A 16,252-nucleotide genomic window follows, 5' to 3' on the forward strand; every position below is an offset into this window, starting at 1 on the left:
GGTGATCGAAAAGTTACCCGCCGGAGAGGACGCGCACCAGGTCCTCCGCGGTGCGGCACCGGTCGAGCAGTTCCTTGACGTGTGCCTTGGTGCCGCGCAACGGCTCCATGGTGGGTACTCGCTGGAGGCTGTCGTGCCCGGGGAGGTCGAAGATGACCGAGTCCCAGGACGCGGCGGCCACGTGGTCGGCGTACTGCTCCAGGCAGCGGCCGCGGAAGTAGGCCCGGGTGTCGTCGGGCGGCTCGGACACGGCGCGGCGCACCTCGTCCTCGGTGAGCAGGCGCTCCATCCGGCCGCGGGCCTCCAGGCGGTTGTACAGGCCCTTCTCGGGCCGTACGTCGCTGTACTGCAGGTCGACCAGCTGGAGGCGGGGGCTGTCCCAGTTCAGCGCGTCGCGCTGGCGGTAGCCCTCCAGGATCTCCTTCTTGGCGATCCAGTCGAGCTGCCGGGACAGGCTCATCGGGTCGCGCTCCAGCCGGCCCAGCACGTCCTCCCAGCGGGCCAGCACGTCCATGGTCTGGTCGTCGGCGTCCTGCCCGAAGCGGTCCTCGACGTACTTGCGGGCCAGTTCGCAGTACTCCATCTGCAACTGGACGGCGGTGAGCTTGCGCCCGGAGCGCAGCGACACCAGGTGCTTCAGCTCCGGGTCGTGGGAGATCCGGTGCAGGGTGCGCACCGGCTGGTCGACGGCGAGGTCGACGGCGATGAAGCCGTCCTCGATCATCGACAGGACCAGTGCGGTGGTGCCGAGCTTGAGGTAGGTGGAGATCTCGGACAGGTTGGCGTCGCCGATGATGACGTGCAGCCGGCGGTACTTCTCGGCGTCGGCGTGCGGCTCGTCGCGGGTGTTGATGATGGGGCGCTTGAGGGTGGTCTCCAGGCCGACCTCGACCTCGAAGTAGTCGGCGCGCTGGCTGATCTGGAAGCCGTGCCCTCCGCCCTCCTGCCCGAGCCCGACCCGGCCCGCGCCGCACACCACCTGGCGGGAGACGAAGAACGGCGTGAGGTGGCGGACGATGTCGGCGAACGGGGTGGCCCGCTGCATCAGGTAGTTCTCGTGGGTGCCGTAGGAGGCGCCCTTGTTGTCGGTGTTGTTCTTGTAGAGCAGGATCCGCTGCCCGTTGGGCAGCTCCAGCGCGCGGGCGGCGGCCTCGGCCATGATGCGCTCGCCGGCCTTGTCCCACAGCACCGCGTCGCGCGGGTTGGTGACCTCGGGGGACGAGTACTCGGGGTGCGCGTGGTCGACGTAGAACCGGGCGCCGTTGGTGAGGATGACGTTGGCCAGCCCGATGTCCTCGTCGGTGAGCTGGCTGGCGTCCGCCACGTCCCGGGCCAGGTCGAAGCCCCGGGCGTCGCGCAGCGGATTCTCCTCCTCGAAGTCCCAGCGGGCGCGGCGCGCCCGGTGCATCGCCGCCGCGTACGCGTTGACGATCTGGGACGAGGTGAGCATGGCGTTGGCGTTGGGGTGGCCCGGCACGGAGATGCCGTACTCGGTCTCGATCCCCATCACGCGCCGTACGGTCATGCGGCCCTCCAGACCCTGTCGGTACTGCCGGTGCAGACGCGCCGTCCGGCTGCGGAACTGTGCCGAGCACCGCAGCCGGACGGATGGATCGCGTACTACAGGTACTGCCCCGTGTTGGCGACAGTGTCGATGGAGCGACCGGACTCGGCGCCCTGCTTCCCGGTGACCAGGGTGCGGATGAACACGATCCGCTCGCCCTTCTTGCCGGAGATGCGGGCCCAGTCGTCCGGGTTGGTGGTGTTGGGCAGGTCCTCGTTCTCCTTGAACTCGTCCACGCAGGCGGCGAGCAGGTGGGAGACCCGCAGGCCGCGCTGGCCGTGGTCGAGGAAGTCCTTGATCGCCATCTTCTTCGCCCGGTCGACGATGTTCTGGATCATCGCGCCGGAGTTGAAGTCCTTGAAGAACAGCACTTCCTTGTCACCGTTGGCGTAGGTGACCTCCAGGAAGCGGTTCTCCTCGGTCTCCGAGTACATCCGCTCGACCACCGACTGGATCATGGCGGCGACGGTGGCGGGCACCGAGCCGTCGTGCTCCTTGACGTCGTCGGGGTGGAACGGCAGCGAGTCCTTGAGGTACTTGGAGAAGATGTCCTTCGCCGCCTCGGCGTCCGGCCGCTCGATCTTGATCTTGACGTCCAGGCGGCCGGGCCGCAGGATCGCCGGGTCGATCATGTCCTCGCGGTTGGAGGCGCCGATCACGATGACGTTCTCCAGGCCCTCCACGCCGTCGATCTCCGCCAGCAGCTGCGGGACGATGGTGTTCTCCACGTCCGAGCTGACGCCGGAGCCGCGGGTGCGGAACAGCGACTCCATCTCGTCGAAGAACACGATGACCGGCGTGCCCTCGCCGGCCTTCTCCCGGGCCCGCTGGAAGACCAGGCGGATCTGCCGCTCGGTCTCGCCCACGTACTTGTTGAGCAGCTCGGGGCCCTTGATGTTCAGGAAGTAGCTCTTGCCCTGCGGCCGGCCCGTCACCTCGGCGACCTTCTTGGCCAGCGAGTTGGCCACCGCCTTGGCGATCAGCGTCTTGCCGCAGCCGGGCGGGCCGTACAGCAGCACGCCCTTGGGCGGACGCAGCTCGAACTCCTTGAACAGGTCGGCGTGCAGGTAGGGCAGCTCCACCGCGTCCCGGATCTGCTCGATCTGGTTGGACAGGCCGCCGATCTGCCGGTAGTCGATGTCCGGGACCTCCTCGAGGACCAGTTCCTCGACCTCGGACTTCGGGACCACCTCGTACACGTACCCGGAGCGCGGCTCCAGCAGCAGCGCGTCGCCCGCCCGCAGGGTCAGCTCGCGGAGCGGCTCGGCGAGCCGCACCACCCGCTCCTCGTCGGTGTGCCCGACGACCAGCGCGCGGTCGCCGCCCTCCAGCACCTCCTTGAGCGTGACGATCTCGCCGATCCGCTCGAACTCCATCGCCTCGACGACGTTCAGCGCCTCGTTGAGCATCAGCTCCTGGCCGCGGCGCAGCTCGTCCAGCTCGACGCTGGGGCTGACGTTGACCCGGAGCTTGCGGCCGCCGGTGAAGATGTCGGCCGTGCCGTCCTCGTTCTTCTCGAGGAAGACGCCGAACCCGGCGGGCGGCTGGGCGAGCCGGTCCACCTCCTCCTTGAGGGCCACGATCTGGTCGCGGGCCTCGCGCAGGGTGGCGACGAGCCTCTCGTTCTGGGCGGTCACACCGGCCAGGTTGGTCTGCAGCTCGACGATCCGCTCCTCAAGCACCCTTGAGCTGCGCGGAGAATCGGCGAGCCGGCGTCGAAGCACAGCGATCTCCTGCTCGAGGTAGGAGACCTGCGCGGCCTCGTCGGACCCCCGTGCGGGCCTGCCGGCGCTGCGGTCGTAGTCGTCATCGTGGGCTGCCACGGTCCTCACCTCCTCCTGGGGGAGCTGGACGACCCAAACCTACCTGGGACCAGGGTCATGTAAACCCCTAGATCAGAAAGATGGATCGGGCGTGTCCGATGTTCGCCCTGCGCGCTTCCCCTCTGACAGAGGAGATGCCCACCCCTCAACGGTTCAAAGCAGCGCGGATGTATCGTGACAGGAATGTCCCCGAATGCGGGGCAACCGGAGCAGAAACGGCAGGGGCAATGGCGGGGACTGGCGAGGCACTCGAAGTCTGGATCGACCAGGATCTGTGCACCGGGGACGGGATCTGTGCGCAGTACGCGCCCGAGGTCTTCGAACTCGACATCGACGGACTCGCCTATGTGAAGGGCGAGGACGACGAGTTGCGCCAGCAGCCCGGCGAGACCGTGCCCGTCCCGCTGACGCTGCTCAAGGACGTGGTCGACTCGGTGAAGGACTGCCCGGGCGACTGCATCCACGTCCGCCGGGCCTCCGACGGCGTCGAGGTGTACGGCCCGGACGCGGACTGACGTTCCGTCAGGCGGTGTGGGCGGGGGTCCGGGTCTCGCCCCTCGTCCACCCGCGGGCGGACTGCTTCCACACCAGCTCCACCACGACGTCCGGCGAGAACCGCGGTACGTCGTCGGACGAGTAGCCGCGAGCCGCTCCGCGGATCGACCCGTCGGAGCGGATCGTCAACTCGGTGAGCGTGTAGCCGTCGCGGTCCGAGAGCAGCTCGACCGGCTTGCCGCCGGCGCCCTCCACCACGAACACCTGATCCGGCGGGGTCCCCATGTCGGCCTGGCAGTGCCCGGCGAGAACCGCCAGCGCCTTCCCGTCCACCACCGCGGACGCCTTCAGGCTCACCGCGACCGGGAACGGCCCGCACTCCATGGGCAGTTGGACCTTCGACAGGTCCACCTCCGGCACCGCCGCCTCGGCCTGACGACCCGTCACCACCGCTCCGGTCGCCGACGTCGCCCCCAGCGCCCCGCCCACCACGGCGGCACACCCCGCCGCGACCAGCACCCAGTGCTTCAACCCCGACCGTGCGTGCACCGCAAACTCCCCTCTCCGTGCGGGCATTTTCGCACACGGGGGGACAAGTGCCCGACGGCAGGTGGGCAACGGGAAACCGGGAGCGCGGGGCGGTGCGGAAAACGGAAGGCACCCGTCCGCAAGGCCGCGACGCGGGCAATGACTTGCCGTTGATCGCGGTCCTGCCGACGGGTGCCGGTTGCTCGTGCCTCGGTGGCTCAGCCCAGTTCGCGGGCGTCGTGCGCCGCGGCCTCGCGCTGCGCCTTGCGGACCGCGGCCCGCTCCGCGAGCGTGAGCTCGGGCTCCGTCACGTCGTAGTCCTCGCCGTAGGCGCCCTTCGCGGGCCGGCGGCGGCGCAGCGGGGGCTCGACGCCGTCGGCGAGGCGACGGGCGGTGAGCAGGAAGCCGGTGTGGCCGATCATGCGGTGGTCGGGGCGGACGGCGAGGCCTTCGAGGTGCCAGGTGCGGACCATGGTCTCCCAGGCCTGCGGCTCGGTGAAGGTGCCGTGCTCGCGCAGCGCCTCGACGGTGCGCGACATCTGCGTGGTGGTGGCCACGTAGCAGCAGATGAGGCCGCCGGGGACGAGCGCCTCGGAGGCGACGTCCAGGCACTCCCAGGGGGCGAGCATGTCGAGGATGACGCGGTCGACGTCGGTCTCGACCAGGTTGTCCTGGAGGTCGCCGACGGTGAGCTTCCACGCGGGGTGCGGGCCGCCGAAGTAGCGCTCGACGTTGCCGCGGGCGATGTCCGCGAAGTCCTCACGCCGCTCGTAGGAGGCGAGCATGCCGGTGTCGCCGACGGCGCGCAGCAGGTAGGTGGACAGGGCGCCGGAGCCGACGCCCGCCTCCACCACCCTCGCGCCGGCGAAGATGTCGGCCATGGCCAGGATCTGCCCCGCGTCCTTGGGGTAGATCACGGCTGCGCCGCGCGGCATGGACAGGACGTAGTCGGGGAGCAGGGGGCGCAGCGCGAGGTACGGGACGTTGCCCGTCGTGCGGACGACCGTGCCCTCGGGAGCGCCGATCAGCTCGTCGTGCGGGAACGCACCCTTGTGGGTGTGGAACTGGTTCCCGGCCTGGAGCGTGAACGTGTAGTGGCGGCCCTTGGGGTCGGTCAGCTGGACCTGGTCCCCGACCTGGAAGGGCCCGCGTCGGCGGGCGGCACCGGTCGGTTCGGACATGGGGGCCATCCTACGGGAGCCTGAGGGCTCCCCCGACCACATGATCGGTTCAGACGGTCGGGCGCCCGAGAAGGGCGGCGGTGAGGCGGCGTTCGAGGTCGGCGAGGGAGAGCACGCCGTAGACGCTGCCGTCGGCGCGGACCACCAGGTACTCGGAGGCGGGGGCGCGGCGCAGGGTCTCCAGGATCTGCTCGCCGGCCAGGTCGACGGGGACGATGTGGCCGGGCTGGAGGTCGCGGGCGACGGCCGAGACGGCGACCCAGGGGCGGCGGTGCTCGGGGATGTCGGTGACCGCGGACTCCTTGACCAGACCGGTCGGTTCGCCGCGGCCGTCGACCACCACGATGGCGCCGGCGTGGGCCTCGTGGGCGCGGCGGAGGGCCTCGCCGAGCGGGGTGTCGGAGGTGACGTCGATGCTGCGGCGGGCCAGGTCGCGGACCTTGAGGCCGGGCAGGACCTCCTTGAGGCGGGCGTTGCGCAGCGAGTTGCCGGCGCCCTGCCAGATGATGAAGCCGAGGATGGCGGCGAGCACGCCGTCGAGCATGGCTTCGCCGGTGGAGCGTTCGGCGTTCTGCGCGGCGCCGAGCACGGGCAGCCCGAGGACCACGGCGACGGCCAGGGCGCGACCCGTCCAGACGGCGGCCACGGTGCCCTTCATCGGGTCGCCGGTGGCGGCCCAGACGACGGCGCGCAGCATCCGTCCGCCGTCCAGCGGGAGGCCGGGCAGCAGGTTGAAGGCGGCGACCACCAGGTTGGAGATCATCAGGCCGGCCAGCAGCACGCCGGGGACGGTGGCGGGTTCGACGGCGCTCAGGCCGGCCCAGAACACGCCGGCCAGCACCAGCGAGAGCAGCGGGCCGACCAGGGCGAGCCAGAACTCGCGCCAGGGCCGGTCGGCCTCCTTCTCGATCTCGGAGACGCCGCCGAGGAACTGGAGCTGGATGCGGCGCACGCCGAGCTTGTAGCGCAGGCCGACCACGGTGTGGGCGAGTTCGTGGACCAGCACCGAGCCGTAGAAGGCGACGGCGAAGGAGAAGGCGAGCAGGTAGCGGGTGGCGCCGAGGCCGGGCAGGACGTCGGCCAGCCGGCTGCCGAAGATCCAGGTGATCAGCGCGGCGACCAGGAACCAGGACGGGGTGACGTAGACGGGCACGCCGAACGGCCGGCCCATCAGGATGCCGCCGCGGGGCGGTTCGCCGCCCTCCGGCGAGTCCGGCGTCCCCGGTGCCCGCCCCTTGGTGTCGTTCACCGTGCTCCCTTCACCTTCCGCCGACTCTCTGCGTCCTCGTACGCTACGTGATCTCCCGCCCGCTGCGACGGCGCACCCCGCTCTCCTAAGCCATACCCACCTCTTCGACCGAGCTGTCCGTCCGGTGCAATAGGGTCGGGGCATGCAGCAGACCGACCCCACGCCCACTGCCCGTCCGGCGGCCGCGCCGACCGGGCTGTCGCCGTCCCGGGCGGGTGACTTCATGACCTGCCCGCTGATGTACCGGCTGCGGGTGATCGACCGGCTGCCGGAGCCGCCGAGTGCGGCGGCCACCCGGGGGACGCTGGTGCACGCGGTGCTGGAGCGGCTGTTCGACCATCCGCCGGTGGAGCGCACCCCCGAGCGGGCCCGGGGGTTGTTGGCCCCGCAGTGGGAGCGGCTGCTCGGGGAACGGCCGGAGCTGGCCGAACTGTTCCCGGACGAGCCGGAGAAACTGGCCGGCTGGCTGGGCGACGCCGAGAAGCTGGTGGAGAAGTGGTTCCGGCTGGAGGACCCGACCCGGCTGCACCCGGTGGAGCGCGAGCTGTACGTGGAGACCGCGCTGGCCTCCGGCCTGCTGCTGCGCGGCTACATCGACCGGGTGGACGTCGCGCCGTCCGGCGAGGTGCGGCTGGTGGACTACAAGACCGGCCGGGCGCCCTCGCGGGACTTCGAGGGCAAGGCGATGTTCCAGATGAAGTTCTACGCCCTGGTGGTGTGGCGCTGGAAGGGCGTCGTCCCCAAGCGGCTGCAGCTGGTGTACCTCGGCGGCGGCGGCGACGTGGTGACGTACGACCCGGACGAGGCCGATCTGCTGGCGGTGGAGCGGAAGCTGGAGGCGCTGTGGGAGGCGATCTCGGCGGCGGTGGCCACCGGTGAGTTCCCGGCGACCCGCAACCGGCTGTGCGACTGGTGCGACCACAAGGCCAGCTGTCCGGAGTTCGGCGGCACTCCCCCGCCGTACCCGCTGCCGCTGGCCACCCTGACCAATCCCCGCAAGGAGTCGTAGGTGACGATCCGTGTGCTGCTGGTGGACGACCAGCCGCTGCTCCGTACCGGTTTCCGGATGATCCTGGAGGCGGAGTCCGACCTGGTGGTGGTCGGCGAGGCGGGCGACGGGCAGCAGGCGCTGGACCAGGTCCGCGCGCTGCAGCCGGACGTGGTGCTGATGGACATCCGGATGCCGCGGATGGACGGCGTGGAGGCGACCCGCCGGATCGCCGGCCCGGACCGCAGCGGCCCGGCGAAGGTGCTGGTGCTGACCACCTTCGACCTGGACGAGTACGTGGTGGAGGCGCTGCGCGCGGGCGCCAGCGGCTTCCTGCTGAAGGACGTCCCGGCGGAGGAGCTGGTGCAGGCGATCCGGGTGGTGGCGGACGGCGCGGCGATGCTCGCCCCGTCGGTGACCCGCCGCCTGCTGGACATGTACGCCACCAAGCTGCCGTCGGGCGACGAGGCGCCGCCGCAGGCGCTGACGGTGCTGACGGAGCGCGAGGTGGAGGTGCTGCGGCTGGTGGCCCGCGGGCTGTCGAACGCGGAGATCGCGGCCGAGCTGTTCGTCTCCGAGACGACGGTGAAGACGCACGTCGGCCATGTGCTGACGAAGCTCCAGCTGCGCGACCGGGTGCAGGCGGCGGTGTACGCGTACGAGAGCGGCCTGGTGCGCCCCGGCGCGATGTAGCGGACCCGAAGCGGCGGACGGCCCGTCACCCCGGTGGGGTGGCGGGCCGTTGTGCTGCCGGGAGAATCGTTACTTCTTGTTGCGGCCGATCAGCCAGAACCGGAACCGGCTGGTGTTGTCCACGGTGGTGTCGACGCCGGTGACGCCGTTCTTGTACACGTAGAACGACTTGTTCTGGTACAGCGGGACCATCGGCACCGCGTCGGCCAGGATGTTCTGGATCTGGGCGTACGCGCCGGCGCCGGTGCGGTCGGTCATCTTGATCGATTCCGGCACCAGCTTGTTGCTGATCTGCGGGTTGTCCCAGTTGTTGTGGAACGCGCCGCCGTTGACCACCAGCGGGCTGATGTAGTCGTCCGCGTCGACGTAGTCGGGGGTCCAGCCGATCAGGTACGACTGGTAGCTGTCGTTCGACCAGTTGGCCAGGAAGGTGTTCCAGTCGTTCTCCTGCTGGACCGTCACCTGGAACAGGCCGCTGGCGTCCAGCTGCTTCTTGACGGCCTCCAGCTCGGCGGCGCCGGCCCGGGAGCGGGACCAGGTCATGGTGAGCTTGACCGGGGTGCTGATGTGCGCGTCGGTCAGGATCTTCTTGGCCTTGGCGACGTCCGGCTCGCCGTACTTGTCGAAGAAGGCGGTGTTGTGGCCGACCACGCCGGCCGGGACGACCGAGTACAGCGGCAGCACGGTGCCCGCGTACACGTCGTGGGCGAGCGCCTTGCGGTCGATCAGCTGGGCGGCGGCCTGCCGGATCGCCTGCTTGCCGCCGACCTCGTCCTTGGTGTTGAACACCAGGTAGAAGGTCGCGGCGCTGTCGCCCTCGGCGACCCGCAGGTTGCCCTTGCCGGACTGGTCGTCGTTCTTGATCTGGGCGGCGACGGCCGGGTCGAGGCCGTTGTCCGCGACGTCGACCTCGCCCTTGTCGAGGGCGGCCTTCAGGTCCTCCGCCTTCTCGTAGAAGCGGACGGCGAACTTGCTGTTCTCGGGCTTGGTGGCGCTGCCGCGGTAGGTCGGGTTCGGCGACAGGGTGACCTTGCTCGGGCTCTTGCCCTGGTTCTCTATCGCGTCCACCCGGTACGGGCCGGAGCCGACCAGCTTGTCGTTGGCGAGCAGCTTGTCGGCCGGGAAGACCTGGTGGTCGACGATGGCGCCGGCCGGCGAGGACAACTTGGCCGGGAGCACCGCGTCGGGGGTCTCCAGGTGGAAGACGACCTCGAGGTCGCCGTTCGCGTCCACCGACTTGATGGTCGACAGCAGCGGGCTCGGACCGGTCGGGTCGTTGATCTTCTTGACCCGCTCGATGGAGAACTTGACGTCCTCGGCGGTCACCGGGTGCCCGTTGGTGAACTTCAGCCCGGCCTTCAGCGTGCACTTGTAGGTCATCGCGTCGCTGCCGGTGAACTGGCAGGACTCGGCGGCGTCGGGCTGCGGCACGGTCGCGCCGGGCGGGAAGGCCAGCAGCGACTGGAAGGAGTTGTTGAGCACCAGCCAGGCGCCGATGTCGTACGCGCCGGCCGGGTCCAGCACGGTGGTGCCGTTGGTGGTGCCCAGGGTGATCGCGGCACCGTTGTCGCCGCCGTTGGCGACCTTCTCCACGGACGCGCAGCCGGCCGCCGTGGTCACGACGAGCGCGGCGCAGCTGAGCACGGCCAGGCGGTTGGGCGTAGTCATGCGGGGTGGTCTTCCTTACTGCGTGCGGCCGGCTCGCCCTGGGGGAACCCGAGTCCGGCCGCCGGGGTGGGGCGGCAGGGCGCAGGCCGGTACGACCACGCGGGCGCCCCCTGTCGGATTCGACGACGGTGGGCGGCGGCGCGGGAGGGCGTCTGATCGGTTGTAGCGTGCCACATCGCACCGGGGCGGTCACCGTCCGTTCGAACAATGGGTGACCGACAGGTGGAAGACCGGCTCCGGACCGTCGACGAGTTGTCAGCCAATGCCCGATTTCATACCCGCTGCCGGATACGGTCCGCGTACCCACGGACGCGGAGGGGAACCGGAAAACCGCGCAGCTGAGACGAACGTCACACCCGGGTGGCGGCCAGTGTGCGCAGCAGGTCGAGGTCGACCTGTTCGAGCGAGGGCAGCACCAGCCGACCGGGGCCCGGCTCGATGGCGGCGATGGAGGGTACCGCAATGACGGGGCAGCCGGCCGCCTCGGCGGCGGCGACGCCGGTCGGGGTGTCCTCGACGACCACGCAGCGGGCCGGGTCGGCGCCCAGGCGGGCGGCGGCGGTCAGGTACGGGTCGGGGAAGGGCTTGGTGCGCGGCACCTCGTCGCCGGCCACCGTGAAGGCGAAGTTCTGGGCGCCCAGGCTGCGCAGCACGATGTCGATGATGCGCCGGTGCGAGGCGGACACCAGCGCGGCCGGGATGCCGTGCGCGGCAAGGGTGTTGAGCAGGCGCTCGGCGCCCGGCATCAGCGGGACGCCGCCGTCCAGCAGGTCCACGAAGCGCTGGTTGATCTGGGCGCCGAGGTCGGCGGGGCGGATCGCGGCGCCGGTGCGGGTGAGCAGGTAGTCGATGACGCGGGTCATCGGGCCGCCGACCACGTGGGTGCGGTCCTCGGGGGTGAGCCGGTGGCCGAGTTCGGCGAACAGGTCGACCTCGGCCTGCCACCAGAAGTCCTCGGTGTCGACCAGGGTGCCGTCCATGTCGAGCAGGACGGCCTGCAGGCCGCTGTCCTCGCCGTCTCCGCCGACACGGATCGGGGTCGAGACCGTCGTCATGCGCGCCGTCCTTCCGGGTGGTCGTCCGGAGCGCACTGCGTCCGGGGATGGCACAGGCCGGCCCGCTGGTGAGCGGACCGGCCCGTTCAGGATCATCAAGAATACGCCTGCCGGGGCGGATTGCGTCGGGCGCCGGCGCGGCGAACGGATGATCTCCGGTTGAAGTTCTGCTGCGGCGGCTACCGCGCGTTGAAGTACTTGGCCTCCGGGTGGTGCAGCACGATGGCGTCCGTGGACTGCTCGGGGTGCAGCTGGTACTCCTCGGAGAGGATCACTCCGACCCGCTCGGGCCTGAGCAGCTCGGCGATCTTGGCCCGGTCCTCCAGGTTCGGGCAGGCGCCGTAGCCGAGCGAGAAGCGCGCGCCGCGGTACTTGAGCGCGAACATGTCCCGGACGTCCTGCGGGTCCTCGTCGCCGAAGCCGAGCTCGTAGCGGACCCGGGCGTGCCAGAACTCGGCCAGCGCCTCGGCCAACTGCACGGACAGGCCGTGCAGTTCGAGGTAGTCGCGGTAGGAGTCGCCGGCGAACAGCTCGTTGGCGGCCTCGGAGATCCGGTTGCCCATGGTGACCACCTGCAGGGCGACCACGTCGCGCTCGCCGCTCTCCTCCGGGCGGAAGAAGTCCGCCAGGCACAGGCGGCGGCCGCGACGCTGGCGCGGGAAGGTGAACCGGGTCAGCTCGGTGCCGTCCTCGCCGTGGACGATCAGGTCGTCGCCCTTGGAGTTGGCCGGGTAGTAGCCGTAGATGACGGCGGGCTCCAGCCAGCCCTCGGTCTGCAGGCGGTCCAGCCAGCCGCGCAGCCGCGGGCGGCCCTCGGTCTCCACCAGCTCCTCGTACGACGGCCCGCCGGAGCGGCCGCCCTTGAGGCCCCACTGGCCCTTGAACAGGGCGTCCTCGTCGAGCCAGGAGGCGTAGTCCTGGAACGGGATGCCCTTGATGATCCGGTCGCCCCAGAACGGCGGGGTCGGGACGCGGTTGTCGACGGCCACGTCGGAGCGGATCTGCCCGAGGTTGACCTCCTCCGGCTCCTCGACCTCGACCCGGGCGTGCCGGCGCTGCCGCAGCTCGGGCAGCACCACGCCGGGCACGCCGCGCTTGACGCCGATCAGGGCGTCCATCAGCCGCAGGCCCTCGAAGGCGTCGCGGGCGTAGCGGACCTCGCCGTCGTAGACCTCGTGCAGGTCCTGCTCGACGTAGGCGCGGGTGAGGGCGGCGCCGCCGAGGATCACCGGGAAGTCGGCGGCGAGGCCGCGCTGGTTGAGCTCCTCCAGGTTCTCCTTCATGATCACCGTGGACTTGACCAGCAGGCCGGACATGCCGATCACGTCGGCCTTGTGCTCCTGGGCGGCCTCGACGATCGCCGAGACGGGCTGCTTGATGCCCAGGTTGACCACGTTGTAGCCGTTGTTCGACAGGATGATGTCGACCAGGTTCTTGCCGATGTCGTGGACGTCGCCCTTGACGGTGGCGAGCACGATGGTGCCCTTGCCCTCGCTGTCGGACTTCTCCATGTGCGGCTCCAGGTGGGCCACCGCGGCCTTCATCACCTCGGCGGACTGCAGCACGAACGGCAGCTGCATCTCGCCGGAGCCGAACAGCTCGCCGACCACCTTCATGCCGGACAGCAGCGTGTCGTTGATGATCTCCAGCGCCGGACGCTCGGTCAGCGCGGCGTCCAGGTCGGCCTCCAGGCCGCCCCGTTCGCCGTCGATGATGCGGCGCTGCAGGCGCTCCTCCAGCGGGAGGGCGGCCAGCTCCTCGGCCTTGGAGGCGGCGCTGGAGGCGGCGGAGACGCCCTCGAACAGCTGGAGCAGCTTCTGCAGCGGGTCGTAGCCCTCGCTGCGGCGGTCGTAGACCAGGTCGAGGGCGGTCTGCCGGCGGTCCTCGGGGATGCGGTTCATCGGCAGGATCTTCGCGGCGTGCACGATCGCGGAGTCCAGGCCGGCCTCCACGCACTCGTGCAGGAAGACCGAGTTGACGACCTGCCGGGCGGCCGGGTTGAGGCCGAAGGAGATGTTGGACAGGCCGAGGGTGGTCTGCACGTCCGGGTGGCGGCGCTTGAGTTCGCGGATCGCCTCGATGGTCTCGATGCCGTCGCGGCGGGACTCCTCCTGGCCGGTGGCCAGGGTGAAGGCCAGGCAGTCGACCAGGATCGAGCTCTCGTGGATGCCGTACTCGCGGCCCAGCTGCTCGATCAGCCGCTCGGCGATGGCGACCTTCTTGTCGGCCGTGCGGGCCTGGCCGTCCTCGTCGATGGTGAGGGCGATCAGGCCGGCGCCGTGCTCGCGGGCCAGTGCGGCGATCTTGCCGAACCGGGTGTCGGGGCCGTCGCCGTCCTCGTAGTTGACGGAGTTCAGCACCGCGCGGCCGCCGAGCATCTCCAGGCCGGCCCGCAGCACCGGCGGCTCGGTGGAGTCCAGCACGATCGGCAGGGTGGAGGCGGTGGCCAGGCGGCCGGCGATCTCCTTCATGTCGGCGACGCCGTCGCGGCCCACGTAGTCGACGCACAGGTCGAGCAGGTGCGCGCCCTCGCGGATCTGCTCGCGGGCGATCTCCACGCAGGTCTGCCAGTCCGCGGCGAGCATCGCCTCGCGGAACTTCTTCGAGCCGTTGGCGTTGGTGCGCTCGCCGATCGCCAGGTACGAGGTGTCCTGCCGGAACGGCACCGCCTGGTACAGCGAGGCGGCGGCCGGCTCGGGCTTCGGCTCGCGCGGCGTGATCGGCCGGCCCTGCACCCGCTCGACCACCTGGCGCAGGTGCTCGGGGGTGGTGCCGCAGCAGCCGCCGACCAGCGCCAGGCCGTAGTCCCGGACGAACGCCTCGTGGGCGTCGGCGAGCTCCTGCGGGCTGAGCGGGTAGTGCGCGCCGTCCTTGGTGAGCACCGGCAGGCCGGCGTTCGGCATGCAGGACAGCCCGACCTTGGCGTTCTTCGCCAGGTAGCGCAGGTGCTCGCTCATCTCGGCGGGGCCGGTGGCGCAGTTCATGCCGATGAAGTCGACGCCGAGCGGCTCCAGCGCCGTCAGCGCCGCGCCGATCTCCGAGCCCAGCAGCATGGTGCCGGTGGTCTCCACGGTGACCTGCGCCAGCACCGGCAGGTCCAGGCCGGCCTCGGCGAGGGCGTCCTTGCAGCCGAGCACGGAGGCCTTGGTCTGCAGCAGGTCCTGGCTGGTCTCGATCAGCAGCGCGTCGGCGCCGCCGGCGATCAGGCCGGCCGCGTTCTGCCGGAAGCCCTCGCGGACCGTCTCGAAGGCGATGTGACCGAGCGTCGGCAGCTTGGTGCCGGGACCGATCGAGCCGAGCACCCAGCGGACGCGGCCGTCCTTGGCGGTGTACTCGTCGGCGGCCTCGCGGGCGATCCGGGCGCCGGCCTCGGACAGTTCGCCGATCCGGTCGGAGATGTCGTACTCGCCGAGCGCCGAGTAGTTGGCGCCGAAGGTGTTGGTCTCGACGCAGTCCACGCCGACCGCGAAGTACGCGTCGTGCACCGAGCGGACGATGTCCGGGCGGGTCGCGTTGAGGACCTCGTTGCAGCCCTCCAGCTGCTGGAAGTCCTCCAGCGTGGGCTCCTGGGCCTGGAGCATCGTGCCCATCGCTCCGTCCGCCACCACCACCCGGGTGGCGAGCGCCTCGCGCAAGGCGGCGGCGCGGTCCTGCTGGGCGGACGTGGATACAACGGTGGCCATGAGGCTGCTCCCTGGTTGCGACGGCTGTCGGCTATGCGGCCCCACCTTGACCTGGGGCGCACCCGGCCAGGGTATCCGCCCGGCGGCGGTGCTATGGAACCCATTTCGCATCGTGGGCGTCCCTGTCCACCGGAAGGGAGCCCGATCATGCCCGCTTCACCACGTCCCAGCAGGTGGCATCACCGCGTCCGCACCCGTGCCGCGTCCGCATGGCGGACAGCGCCGGCCCGGGCGCGTCGCCGCTGGACCGCACGCACCCGCTGGACCCGGCGCCGCCGTGCGTTGACCGCCTGCGCCGTGGTGGCGGCGCTGCTGGTGCTGCCGGTGCTGGGCGCGGCGCTCGCGCTGCGCTGGTGCTACGCGGGCGACCCGGCGGTCGACGCCCGCACCCGCGGCCGGGACGCGATCTGGCTGGGCCACGCCTGGGTGGACGGGCGGCGCACCGACGCCGACCTGTCGGTGCTGGCGACGCGGGTGCGCGGCACCGGCATCCACGACCTGTACGTACACACCGGCCCGCTGGAGCACGACGGATCGCTCGATCCGAAGCGGGCCCCGGGCGTGGCGGACTTCCTCGGCCGGGCCCGGGCGGCGATGCCGGGGGTGCGGATCCAGTCCTGGCTGGGCGACGTGGTCGCGCCGGAGAAGGACGGCCTGCACCTGGACCGCCAGGACGTCCGGGACCGGATCGCCGCCTCCGCGCAACAGGTCCTCGACCTGGGCTTCGACGGCGTCCACTTCGACCTGGAGCCGGTGCACGACGGCTCGTCGGGCTTCCTCGCGCTGCTCGACCAGGTGCACGCGCTGACCGCCGCCCGGTCCGCCCCGCTGTCCATCGCGGCCCCGCAGATCGAGCCCGTCCCGATGGTCGGCCGGGTCAGCTTCGCGCTGACCGACCACGGCAAGTGGTGGAGCGCCGGGTACTTCGCGCAGGCCGCGCGGCGGGTCGACCAGGTCGCGGTGATGTCGTACGACACCTCGATGCCGGTGGAGTCGCTGTACGGCGGCTACGTCGCCCGCCAGACCACGCTGGCGCTGGCCAACACTCCGCCGAACGTGGCGCTGCTGATGGGCCTGCCCGCGTACTGGGACGACACCCCGACGCACCGCGGCGACGCGGAGACGGTCCGCGCCGCGGTCCGCGGGGCCCGGCTCGCGCTCGGCCCCGACGGCCGGGAGAACTTCGGCCTGGCGCTGTACGTGGACTTCGCGGCGACCCCGGACCACTGGGCGGCGTACCGCGACGGCTGGTGCGTGTAGGCGGCCGGTGCGTGCCGTCCGCAGGGGCCCTGACCTCGGGTGATCCGGCGTCGGGGCCCCCTGGC

The 16,252-nt window shown here is 71.1% G+C and carries 12 protein-coding genes; 4 read left to right on the forward strand and 8 right to left on the reverse strand.

What is annotated here, in order from left to right; genetic code table 11:
• Positions 1–13 precede the first annotated feature (13 nt).
• Positions 14–1,525 carry a depupylase/deamidase Dop gene (dop, locus tag CG736_RS04030; protein WP_100584713.1) on the reverse strand — a complete coding sequence of 504 codons (1,512 nt, stop codon included), beginning with the start codon at positions 1,523–1,525 and terminating at the stop codon, positions 14–16.
• A gap of 95 nt (positions 1,526–1,620) precedes the next feature.
• A complete protein-coding gene (gene arc / locus CG736_RS04035; protein ID WP_043911512.1) occupies positions 1,621–3,387 on the reverse strand; it encodes a proteasome ATPase in 1,767 nt (588 codons plus the stop codon).
• A gap of 227 nt (positions 3,388–3,614) precedes the next feature.
• Here arc and CG736_RS04040 point away from each other — a divergent pair, with 227 nt between their 5' ends.
• On the forward strand, positions 3,615–3,902 hold the full coding sequence (locus CG736_RS04040) for a ferredoxin (protein ID WP_043911509.1): 288 nt from the start codon (positions 3,615–3,617) through the stop codon (positions 3,900–3,902).
• A 7-nt stretch (positions 3,903–3,909) separates the two neighbouring features.
• Here CG736_RS04040 and CG736_RS04045 read toward each other — a convergent pair whose 3' ends face one another.
• From CG736_RS04045 to CG736_RS04055, 3 genes are all read right to left on the reverse strand, one after another.
• On the reverse strand, positions 3,910–4,431 hold the full coding sequence (locus CG736_RS04045; protein ID WP_157815398.1) for a hypothetical protein: 522 nt from the start codon (positions 4,429–4,431) through the stop codon (positions 3,910–3,912).
• 197 nt (positions 4,432–4,628) lie between these two features.
• Positions 4,629–5,591, reverse strand: a complete 963-nt coding sequence (locus CG736_RS04050; RefSeq protein ID WP_100584715.1) for a tRNA (adenine-N1)-methyltransferase — start codon at positions 5,589–5,591, stop codon at positions 4,629–4,631.
• A 49-nt stretch (positions 5,592–5,640) separates the two neighbouring features.
• Positions 5,641–6,840, reverse strand: a complete 1,200-nt coding sequence (locus tag CG736_RS04055) for a site-2 protease family protein (RefSeq protein ID WP_100584716.1) — start codon at positions 6,838–6,840, stop codon at positions 5,641–5,643.
• A 142-nt stretch (positions 6,841–6,982) separates the two neighbouring features.
• On the opposite strand from CG736_RS04055, the gene CG736_RS04060 reads away from it, so the two are divergent.
• Positions 6,983–7,849 (forward strand): RecB family exonuclease, encoded by an 867-nt coding sequence (locus CG736_RS04060; RefSeq protein WP_100584717.1) that lies wholly within the window; start codon positions 6,983–6,985, stop codon positions 7,847–7,849.
• Complete coding sequence (locus CG736_RS04065; protein WP_043911498.1) at positions 7,850–8,521, forward strand: response regulator transcription factor; 672 nt, start codon at positions 7,850–7,852, stop codon at positions 8,519–8,521. It abuts the gene before it with no gap.
• A 69-nt stretch (positions 8,522–8,590) separates the two neighbouring features.
• On the opposite strand, the gene CG736_RS04070 is transcribed toward CG736_RS04065, so the two are convergent.
• The 3 genes from CG736_RS04070 to metH form a co-directional block, all read right to left on the reverse strand.
• On the reverse strand, positions 8,591–10,189 hold the full coding sequence (locus tag CG736_RS04070) for an ABC transporter substrate-binding protein (RefSeq protein WP_100584718.1): 1,599 nt from the start codon (positions 10,187–10,189) through the stop codon (positions 8,591–8,593).
• Positions 10,190–10,539: 350 nt separating this feature from the next.
• A complete protein-coding gene (locus tag CG736_RS04075; RefSeq protein ID WP_043911494.1) occupies positions 10,540–11,244 on the reverse strand; it encodes an HAD family phosphatase in 705 nt (234 codons plus the stop codon).
• A gap of 179 nt (positions 11,245–11,423) precedes the next feature.
• On the reverse strand, positions 11,424–14,927 hold the full coding sequence (metH, locus tag CG736_RS04080) for a methionine synthase (RefSeq protein ID WP_100584719.1): 3,504 nt from the start codon (positions 14,925–14,927) through the stop codon (positions 11,424–11,426).
• Positions 14,928–15,209: 282 nt separating this feature from the next.
• Here metH and CG736_RS04085 point away from each other — a divergent pair, with 282 nt between their 5' ends.
• Positions 15,210–16,187, forward strand: coding sequence for a glycosyl hydrolase family 18 protein (locus tag CG736_RS04085; protein ID WP_100584720.1), 978 nt, complete (start codon positions 15,210–15,212; stop codon positions 16,185–16,187).
• The last annotated feature ends 65 nt before the right edge of the window (positions 16,188–16,252 follow it).

This window comes from Kitasatospora sp. CB02891 (assembly GCF_002803145.1).
Classification (GTDB): domain Bacteria; phylum Actinomycetota; class Actinomycetes; order Streptomycetales; family Streptomycetaceae; genus Kitasatospora; species Kitasatospora griseola.

Excerpts from the sequence above, each read along its gene's own strand:
- metH (WP_100584719.1), bottom strand. The coding sequence starts at position 14,927 with ATGGCCACCGTTGTATCCACGTCCGCCCAGCAGGACCGCGCCGCCGCC.
- dop (WP_100584713.1), bottom strand. The coding sequence starts at position 1,525 with ATGACCGTACGGCGCGTGATGGGGATCGAGACCGAGTACGGCATCTCC.
- CG736_RS04060 (WP_100584717.1), top strand. The coding sequence starts at position 6,983 with ATGCAGCAGACCGACCCCACGCCCACTGCCCGTCCGGCGGCCGCGCCG.
- CG736_RS04075 (WP_043911494.1), bottom strand. The coding sequence starts at position 11,244 with ATGACGACGGTCTCGACCCCGATCCGTGTCGGCGGAGACGGCGAGGAC.
- CG736_RS04070 (WP_100584718.1), bottom strand. The coding sequence starts at position 10,189 with ATGACTACGCCCAACCGCCTGGCCGTGCTCAGCTGCGCCGCGCTCGTC.
- CG736_RS04040 (WP_043911509.1), top strand. The coding sequence starts at position 3,615 with ATGGCGGGGACTGGCGAGGCACTCGAAGTCTGGATCGACCAGGATCTG.
- CG736_RS04050 (WP_100584715.1), bottom strand. The coding sequence starts at position 5,591 with ATGTCCGAACCGACCGGTGCCGCCCGCCGACGCGGGCCCTTCCAGGTC.